The organism is Nocardiopsis protaetiae (genome assembly GCF_045446735.1).
Classification (GTDB): Bacteria; Actinomycetota; Actinomycetes; order Streptosporangiales; family Streptosporangiaceae; genus Nocardiopsis; species Nocardiopsis protaetiae.
The window spans coordinates 1-473 of the sequence record NZ_JBJJBV010000562.1 but is presented as its reverse complement, the minus strand read 5'-3'; the positions used below and the strand labels follow the sequence as shown (position 1 = coordinate 473).

Annotated in this window: 1 rRNA gene; it reads left to right on the top strand. The window is 57.3% G+C overall.

What is annotated here, in order from left to right:
- Positions 1-84: ribosomal RNA gene (locus ACJOT3_RS34685) — 16S ribosomal RNA — on the top strand; the annotation flags it as partial.
- Between the last annotated feature and the right edge of the window lie 389 nt (positions 85-473).

Genomic DNA, 473 nt, shown 5'->3' with positions numbered 1-473 from the left:
GAGTGAGTGAAGGTGGGGCTGGCGATTGGGACGAAGTCGTAACAAGGTAGCCGTACCGGAAGGTGCGGCTGGATCACCTCCTTTCTAAGGAGTCTTTTTCAGGCCAACACTTTTCCTATGGTTGGCCGGACTCGAAAGTGGACCTGCTCTCCTCGTCATGGATGGGGATGCAGCGGGATGGCTTGAAGAGACATGAATCGAACTTCCTCCCGAGGGTCCTAGAAGCCTTGGGGGGCGCGCTGTTGGGTGTCTGAGGAAGCAACCCTTGTGGTTGGTTCCCGCGGACCGCCTCTGAGAACTCTCGGTTCTTCCCGGTTCCCGTCCTCGTGTTCGAGGGTGGGACAGGGGTTTGTCCCGAGTGGTAGCGGAGAACGCGGTTGGTGTTTTGATTTGTGAATAGTGTGCGCGAGCATCTTGTTATCTGTAGTGGCCAAGTGATAGTGGCACACGGTGGATGCCTTGGCACCAGGCGC